Source organism: Hyalangium sp. (genome assembly GCF_035629615.1).
GTDB lineage: Bacteria > Myxococcota > Myxococcia > Myxococcales > Myxococcaceae > Hyalangium.
This window is the reverse complement of record NZ_DASPHO010000315.1, coordinates 1-6956: the sequence shown is the minus strand read 5'-3', so window position 1 is coordinate 6956 and position 6956 is coordinate 1. Positions and strand designations below refer to the sequence as shown.

6 protein-coding genes, 1 tRNA gene and 1 pseudogene are annotated in these 6956 nt (G+C 70.1%); 3 read left to right on the top strand and 5 right to left on the bottom strand.

The genetic code is table 11. The annotated features are described in order from the left end of the window. The 5 genes from VD972_RS15995 to VD972_RS15975 all read right to left on the bottom strand — a co-directional run. Positions 1 to 773, bottom strand: a 773-nt coding sequence (locus VD972_RS15995) for an ABC transporter permease (RefSeq protein WP_324987800.1), incomplete at its 3' end; no start/stop codon positions are given. Positions 774 to 794: 21 nt separating this feature from the next. Then, entirely contained in the window at positions 795 to 1781 is a 987-nt protein-coding gene (locus tag VD972_RS15990; protein WP_324987797.1) for an iron ABC transporter substrate-binding protein, read from the bottom strand. Positions 1782 to 1844: 63 nt separating this feature from the next. Further along, positions 1845 to 3575: a response regulator gene (locus tag VD972_RS15985; protein WP_324987795.1), complete on the bottom strand. Its 1731-nt coding sequence runs from the start codon at positions 3573 to 3575 to the stop codon at positions 1845 to 1847. A 47-nt stretch (positions 3576 to 3622) separates the two neighbouring features. Then, positions 3623 to 4585: a diguanylate cyclase gene (locus tag VD972_RS15980; protein ID WP_324987792.1), complete on the bottom strand. Its 963-nt coding sequence runs from the start codon at positions 4583 to 4585 to the stop codon at positions 3623 to 3625. Positions 4586 to 4978: 393 nt separating this feature from the next. Further along, the gene (locus VD972_RS15975; RefSeq protein WP_324987789.1) at positions 4979 to 5728 is read right to left on the bottom strand and encodes a tetratricopeptide repeat protein; all 750 of its coding nucleotides are present in this window, start codon (positions 5726 to 5728) and stop codon (positions 4979 to 4981) included. Positions 5729 to 5828: 100 nt separating this feature from the next. Here VD972_RS15975 and VD972_RS15970 point away from each other — a divergent pair. The 3 genes and pseudogenes from VD972_RS15970 to VD972_RS15960 all read left to right on the top strand — a co-directional run. Continuing rightward, positions 5829 to 5914: transfer RNA gene (locus tag VD972_RS15970), tRNA-Leu, on the top strand. A 92-nt stretch (positions 5915 to 6006) separates the two neighbouring features. Continuing rightward, positions 6007 to 6675, top strand: coding sequence for a response regulator (locus VD972_RS15965; RefSeq protein WP_324987786.1), 669 nt, complete (start codon positions 6007 to 6009; stop codon positions 6673 to 6675). 22 nt (positions 6676 to 6697) lie between these two features. Then, a pseudogene (locus VD972_RS15960) lies at positions 6698 to 6956 on the top strand (RsmB/NOP family class I SAM-dependent RNA methyltransferase); the annotation flags it as partial.

The following is a 6956-nucleotide window of genomic DNA, read 5'->3' as shown; positions in this document are numbered from 1 at the left end:
GCTCTGCCGCGAGCGCGCACCTCGAGCGCGAGGACGGCCACCGTCACCACCACCAGCGCGAGCCCGAGCAGCGCGGCGTAGGAGCGGTCATACGCACCTTCGTACTGCATATAGATGATGCGGGAGAAGGCGTCGTACTGGACCAGGGCCACGGCGCCGAAGTCCGACAAGACGTAGAGCCCCACCAGGAGCGCGCCGGAGGCGAAGGAGGGCCGCAGCAGGGGCAGGGTGACGCGCCAGAAGGCCCGAGCGGGAGTGAGCCCGAGGCTCCGCGCGCTCTCCAGCAGCGCGGGATCCTGCGCGAGCAGCCCGGCCCGGAGTGCGAGGAAGAAGTAAGGGTAGGTGGAGAGCGTCAGCGCGAGCAGTGCACCAGGGAAGCCATACACCGGCGGCACGGGCAGGCCGAGCCGGGACAGCGGAGCCTCCAGCGCGCCGCCGGTGCCGAAGGCTGCCAGCAGCACGTACCCGCTCACGAAGGTGGGCAGCGCCAGCGGCAGGCAGAGCAGCACCGTCCATGCGCGCCGCCCGGGGAGATCCGAGCGCGTGGTGAGCCAGGCCAGAGGCAGCGAGATCGCGGCCGCGCACCCCGTCACCGCGAGCGCGAGCCACAGGGTGCTCCCGAGCAACCGGAGCGTGCGAGCCTGGGCGAGCAAGGCCCAGGCCTCCGAGCTGGCCTCCGCCGCGCGGACGAGCAGGTAGACAGCGGGCAGCAGTGCGATCGCAGCCACCCCGAGCCCAGCGGCCAGCAGGAGCCTGGAGGCGCGGCGGAACATGACGAGCCCTCGAGCAGCGGCCTAGAGGGTTCCGGTCTCTTGCAGGAGCTTGAGGGTGCCGCGCAGATCCTCCAGCTTGGACAGATCCAGGTCCGGCGAGCCCACCTGGCTCAGCGAGGGGAGCGCGGGAGCCGCCTCGACCCCCGGCAGCAGCGGGTACTCGTAGGTCTCCTTGGCGAAGTGCCGCTGGGCCTCCGTGTCCAGCAGGAACGCCACGAGCTTGCGCGCCGCGTCCGCCTTCTTCGAGCTCTTCAGCACCCCGGCGCCCGCGACGTTGACCAGGGCCCCCGGATCACCGGCGGCAACGAAGTGGTTGGCCACCGGCAGGGCCTCGCCCTTGTCCTTCTTCGCGGCGTAGAGGTAGTAGTGGTTGACGAAGCCGACGTCGATCTCTCCGCGCGCCAGGGCCTCGATGATGGCCGCGTTGTTCTTGTAGGTGCGCGGCGCGAGAGCCTTGATGCCCTCCAGCCACTGCTTCGCGGCCGCGTCTCCCTTCAGGAGGCGCATCGCGGTGACGAACGCCTGGAAGGAGGCGTTGGTGGGGGCCCAGCCGATGCGGCCTTTCCAGGACGGGTCGTTGAAGCCGAGGATGCTCTTGGGCAGCTGCTCCGGCTTTACCTTGTTCGTGTTGTAGGCCACCACGCGAGCCCGGCCGCTCAGGCCCACCCAGAGGCCGTCGGGGGAGCGGAAGCGCGCGTCCACCTTCTCCAGCAGCTCCTTCTGCAGGGGCTGCAGATGCCCCGCGCGTGCCAGCGCCCCGAGCGCCCCCGCGTCCTGGGCGATAAAGACATCCGCCGGTGTCCGGGCCCCTTCTTCCTGGAGCGTGGCGGCCAGCTGCGGCGTCTCGCCATAGCGCACCTTCACCTGGATGCCTGTCTTCTCGGTGAAGGCCTTGTAGAGCGGCCCGACGAGGCGCTCGTTGCGGCCGGAGTAGATCGTGAGGGTCTCGGCGGCCTGGGCGGCAGGGGCGAGCAGGACCACGAGGAGCAGGGACAGAAGTGTTTTCATGGCGGCCGAACCTAACTGCCGACCACGGTGGATGCCACCACCCTGAAGGCCGGGTCTACGAGGTCAGGAGGCGCAACGGCCGGACTCGGCGTCCGCCGTCTCCTCAGAGACTCGAGTCGGCGTCGAAGCCGGAGCTCCGAGGCCATGGCCCATGAGCAGCCGCAGCAGTCGCTCTGGCTCCACCGGCTTGGGAAGGAAGGCCTCCGCGCCTGCGTCCAGTGCTCGCTGCCGGACGTGCGGCCGGTTCAGCCCGCTCATCACGACTACTCGCGTGTTCCGCGTCAGCGGGTGCTGCTTGAGGCCCTCGCACAATCGCAGTCCGTCCACCCAGTGCAGCACCACATCCAGCAGGATGGCCGTAGGTGGCCGCCGCGCCACCGCGCAGAACAGCGCCAGCTCGTCCGCGAAGGACACCACTGTCGCGCCGGTGGACTCCAGGAGCTGCGTCATCGCCTCCCGCGCGTCCGGATCGTCATCCACGACGTAGTAGAGCTCCGACTCCAGCGAAGGGACGACCGTGGGCACCGGCTCCACTGCCGTCCGAAGCCACGAGCCCACCACCTCGCGCAGGCCCGCCCAGCGCGCCGAGGCCAGCAGCGCCAGCGGGGTAGGGGCCGCCAGCCCCAGCACGCCCCCGCTGTAGACGCCACCCACCGAGCCCCTGCGCCGAGCCGCCAGGAACGCCTCCGGCGCCCGCCGGCCCGCTCGCCGCAGCCACGCAATGGATCGAGCCCCCGCCACCGCGTCCTCCATCAGCTCCGAGAGCCCCTCGCGGACGTAGCGGCGCTCCAGTACCGAGGCCTCGAGCCCTCCATCCAGGAGCCCTACCGCCGCCCGGCTGCAGGTGGCGAGCGTCTCTGACAGCCCGATCTGCAGCGGGTGCCCGAGCGCCGCCGGTCCCACGACGAGCTGCCCCGGCGCCACCAGCGAGCGCCCCGGCCCGAAGGGCAGTCGCGTCGTCTCCAGCGCCGACAGCTCGAAGCCTTCCTCCACGAGCCCGTCCCGCGCCGCCATCATCAGCGCCTGGCACAGATCCGCCGGAGTCACCGCCGGCCCGAACGCGAGCGCGTACACCGAGTTCGCTCCGGGCAACAGGAACAGCGCATCCACCGAAGGCAGGGGAGAGATCCACAGCCGGGCCAACGGAGAGAGCGTCAGCCGCGAAGAGCCCAGGCGCAGCCGCGCCTGCACCGCCGCCACCGTAGGCGCCGGCTGGAAGCCCGGGAAGAACGCGTCTCCAAGCGAGCCTCCCGCCCCCGTGGCCAGCGCCACCGCGTGGAAGCGATCGCCGCTGCCCTGAGCGCGGACCACCAGCGGGCCGCTGTTGCGCACCTGCTCCGGCGCATCGGGAGCCGGAGGCTGACGCTCCACACGATCGACATGGCGTGAGACGAACCGGGCCCCCTGGCCGGTCGCGGCGGTGGTGAGTGCCTCGCGCACCACCTCCAGCCCGCCCAGCCCCTGCGGCCAGCTGTCCACCACCCAGACTCCCCCCGGAGGCGCGGGCAGCAGCTCGCGTCGCCCCTGGGCGAGGATCTCCACGCCCCGAAGCTCGTGCACACGCCACTCCATCGGGACGCGGCAGCCCAGCGCGGCCAGGCGCGAGCGGCATTCGGGCGTCAGCACCACCGGGGGCGGCACGCTGTTGGGATCCCCGTGCGAGTACACACGGACGTCCAGTGGGATCCCTCGGGCTCGTCCGTTGAAGAGGAGCGAGGCGGCCAGCCCCGCGCCGGCGATGCCTCCGCCGATGATTGCCACCCTCGAACCACTCATCAGCCTGCTTCCGCTCATCCTCGCCCTCGCTCGCCCTCGGTGCGTCCTCTGCCCGTGAAACCGCCTCAGTGCCGCGTCGCCGCTGGAGGCGGGACTCCCATCGCGGTGCCGTACACCACCACGCGATCCCGCCCCTCGCGCTTGGCCACATAGAGCGCCGCGTCTGCCGCCTTCAGCAGCGCCTCCGTGTTCTCCCGGGGCGAGCTCTGCGAGTGATCGGCGATGCCCACGCTCACACTCAGCCCGAACGGGGCAGGCCGCCCATCGCTGCGCTGCACCGTCACGTTGCGCAGCCCGGCGCGGATGCGCTCAGCGAAGGCCGCCGCCTCGACGGCCGTCTGGTGCGGCAGCAGGGCGACGAACTCATCCCCGCCAAAGCGCGCCGCGAAGTCCGACTCGCGCAGGTTGGTCTTCAGGTGCGCGGCCAGGGCCAGGATCGCCCGGTTGCCCACGTCATGGCCCATGCCGTCGTTGATGGCCTTGAGGTGATCCAGATCGATCACCACCACCGCCAGCGGATACTGGTAGCGGCCGGCGCGCCGGAACTCCTCCTCCATTCGCACCGTGAGCGCCCGGAAGTTGGCCAGGCCCGTGAGCGCGTCCGTCTGGGCCAGCACCCGCAGGCGGTGCTGGTGCTCGCTCTGACGCAGCGCGCGATCAATGCGGGCCAGCAGCTCGCGGGCGCTGGCCGGCTTGTGGATGAAGTCCACGGCCCCCATGTCCAGGCACTTCTCCAGGGTGGCCTCGTCCGCGTCTCCCGTGAGGAAGATGACGGGCACGCAGTCCGTTCGGACGTCCCCCTGCAGGGTCTCCAGCACCGCCAGCCCGTCTCCGCTGGGCAGGAACCGATCCAGGAGGATCAGATCCGGGTGGTGCTCTCGCGCCAGCTCCACGCCGACGCCCGAGTCTGCCGCGGTGAGTACCTCGAATCTTGCCACCAGCAGGTCCGAGAGGCTGTCTCGTACACCTGCATCGTCCTCGATGATGAGGATGAGGGCCCGCTCACTGCCACGGCCGCGCCGTTCCATTCAACGCTCCGCTGCGCACGCCTGCCTCGAAATGGCAGGCCGAAGATCTCGAGCGCTACGCCCCTCCGGTTGCTCTCGACGCCCTTGCGCCCCTCGCGCCACCGCCGCCCGGTCCTGCGAGCACCCGCTGTCCTCCGCAACCTTCACCCGAGACCTCCGACTGCCAAGTCCGTCCCACTCTTTTCTTCTTCACCCCTTCACCGAAGGGGTAGTGGACGTAGGAGCAAGCCGTGTGCCCTGGCGAGAGCCCGGCAGCTGGTGTCTTTTCGGGTGGTTGCGCTGCCCGCTACCCGTCACGAGTCTTACCCAGCCGTAAGTCGTTCCAACATGGGAAGTCGCGATCGGTAGGAATTCCCGTGCTCCGGCGAACGGATGGTTCCCGAAGGTACGGTCCTAGCGTCGAGTAATGAACTGCACGCGGCGGCCACCGCCTCCGCCGCCCATCGTCGGCGTGGGCGGAGCCTCGAGACCGAACTGCCACCAGGTGGGCTCGTACGGCTTCATCTTCAGCCGCTTGTCGTTCTGCAGCTGGGAGAGGCTGGACTTGAGCTTCTCGTCCGAGGGGTTGATCTGCACGGCGCGGCCGAGCACGCGCAGCGCCTTGTCCTTCTCCTTGTTCTGGAGCAGGCACCAGGCGTAGGCGGCCCAGATGATGGACTCCTTCTTGCCGGCCTTCACCGCCGTCTCGAAGGCGGACTCCATGGCTGGGAAGTTCTTGCGCTGGTAATGAAGAGCGCCCTCCATGGCCTTGGCCATGTAGTTGCGAGGGCCGGACTTGGCGAAGTGGGCCTGGGCGCCGTCCAGGTCCTTGACCATGTACTTGAGCATGCCGATCTGGGCGTGGAGCTCTGGGCCGACCATGATCTGCCACTTGTCGTAGACCAGGCCCTGCTCCAGGGTCTTCACGGCGCGCTCCACCTTCTGCTGCGCCTCTTTCTGGGTGGTGGCCTGGGTGGCGAACTCCTTCTGGACGGAGTCCATGAGGAGCTGGATGCGCTTGGCCACCCGGCGAGCGAGGAGGACGAAGGTGAGCGCGAAGGCGAGGACGCCAGGGATGAGGCCGGCCCAGAGGGAGTAGCCCGCCAGCTTGATGCCGAGGGCGATGGCAATGCCCACACCCAGGGAGATGAGAATGTTGTACATGCGCGGACCCTCTAGCCATTTGGGCGCGGCACCGCAATCTCCGGGTGCATGAGAGCGTCGGCCGCGCTATACGTCTGCCCGACTTTGCGGAGCCAGACAGGGCCCTCTGTCGAAATTGGTAGACGAGGCGGACTCAAAATCCGCTGCGGCTGACCCCGCGTCCCGGTTCGAGTCCGGGGAGGGCCACTACGAGAACCAGGGAAGTACGCGTCGCGCGGCCCTCAGGGGGCGCGTCCGGGGGGGCAGGGCTTGGAACACCCCTGGCGGGAAGGAACCCGATGAAGGTGCTGCTGGTCGAGGACGACGCGAGCCTGCGCGAGGGGATGAGCGACATCATCTCCGAGGTGGCAGAGGTGCGCTCGGCTGGCCTGGTGGACTCGGCGCTGGTGGCGCTCCGGCAGGAGCGGTTCGAGCTGGTGCTCACGGATCTCCACATCGCGGGGACGGGGCAGGGGGGGCGGAGCATCCTGGAGGCGGCCCGGCGCCAGCTCCAGCCCGTCGTGATTGTCAGCGCGGCCACGGAAGAGGACATCCAGCGAGCGCTGAGGCCCCTCGAGCCGGACGCCATCCTGGCCAAGCCCTTTCAGCTCGAAGAGATGATGGCGCTGGTGGAGCGCTTCCTCGCGCTGCGAGGGGATCTGGAGCGTCTGTCCCAGGAGCGGCCTCCCGAGTCTGGCTGGGTGCAGGAGGCCGCCGGCGTGCACGTGCAGCGACAGCCTGAGGCCACCCCCGAGCAGGCGCGGACGTGGATCCGCATGGAGCCTGGGGCCAGCTATGCGTGGAGCCACCACCGAGGGCGCGCGGGAGCGCTGGTGGTGGAGGGAGCGCTTGAAGTGGATGGCGAGCGGCAGCCTGTGCCGCACTACCTCTTCCTGTCCGCGAGCCAGCCGCAGGCGGCGAGGACCGAGAAGGGGTGCCTGGTCCTCTCACTCGGGCTGAAGGGGTGAGGACTTCGGGAGACGTCCCCCCGTGAACACGCTCTGGCCTACGCCTCACGACCCTGCACGGCTGGGCCGCCCGTCTCGGCGGGCCGCTACGGCCGCCATTGAGGCGCACATCGCGGTGCTGAGGGGGGAGCCGCTCAAGGCCTCGCTCGCCACGGCACTGCGGGAGGCAGGCGGGCTGGGAGGGCAGGAGCGGCGCTTCACGGCCCTGGCAGCGAGGGAGCTCTCCCGACACCAGCGGCTGCTGGATCTGGCGGCGCGGCTGCTCGGCCACCCTCCGGGGA

Coding starts and splice junctions, on each gene's coding strand:
- VD972_RS15990 (WP_324987797.1), bottom strand. CDS start 1,781: ATGAAAACACTTCTGTCCCTGCTCCTCGTGGTCCTGCTCGCCCCTGCC.
- VD972_RS15965 (WP_324987786.1), top strand. CDS start 6,007: ATGAAGGTGCTGCTGGTCGAGGACGACGCGAGCCTGCGCGAGGGGATG.
- VD972_RS15985 (WP_324987795.1), bottom strand. CDS start 3,575: ATGAGCGGAAGCAGGCTGATGAGTGGTTCGAGGGTGGCAATCATCGGC.
- VD972_RS15980 (WP_324987792.1), bottom strand. CDS start 4,585: ATGGAACGGCGCGGCCGTGGCAGTGAGCGGGCCCTCATCCTCATCATC.
- VD972_RS15975 (WP_324987789.1), bottom strand. CDS start 5,728: ATGTACAACATTCTCATCTCCCTGGGTGTGGGCATTGCCATCGCCCTC.